General features: G+C 44.6%; 2 rRNA genes. Both read left to right on the top strand.

The features are described from left to right. A 23S ribosomal RNA gene (locus I6E69_RS20495) occupies positions 1-208 on the top strand; the annotation flags it as partial. A 191-nt stretch (positions 209-399) separates the two neighbouring features. Continuing rightward, positions 400-514 (top strand): 5S ribosomal RNA (gene rrf, locus I6E69_RS20500). Positions 515-637 lie beyond the last annotated feature (123 nt).

Below are 637 nucleotides of genomic sequence, written 5' to 3' on the forward strand. Positions count from 1 at the left end.
CCTCTGGGGTTGCGGTTGTCACGCCAGTGGCATTGCCCGGTAGCTACGTTCGGATGGGATAACCGCTGAAAGCATCTAAGCGGGAAGCCCACCTCAAGATTAGATTTCCCTAAAGAGCCGTTCAAGACTAGGACGTTGATAGGCAGGGTGTGGAAGTGCAGCGATGCATGTAGCTAACCTGTACTAATTGCTCGTTTGGCTTGACCATACAACACCCAAGTGGTTTGTATACAAGTCTAATTAATCTATCTTGTATAAGCTGTAGTGGCTTATAGAATAAAGAAAGAATATTTCGATATCACCTTTAACCTTGATTCAGTTAGGTTACAAGTTGGTCGACAACAAGCTAAAACTTGAAGTCAAACAATAAAAACAACAGACTCATATCTAACCCCCTTTGCTGACGACAATAGCGCGATGGCACCACCTGATCCCTTCCCGAACTCAGAAGTGAAACATCGTTGCGCCAATGGTAGTGTGGGTTCGCCCATGTGAGAGTAGGTCATCGTCAGCTCTCTATTCAAAGTTAAACCCCCAACGCTCACGCGTCGGGGGTTTTCTTTTGCCTATAGTTTGGGGGAATAGGTTAGATTTCGAGCTTCTTAATAAATAAATGAGATTAGAGGCTTGATTTGAA

This window comes from Pseudoalteromonas sp. NZS100, assembly GCF_015864815.1.
Classification (GTDB): domain Bacteria; phylum Pseudomonadota; class Gammaproteobacteria; order Enterobacterales; family Alteromonadaceae; genus Pseudoalteromonas; species Pseudoalteromonas distincta.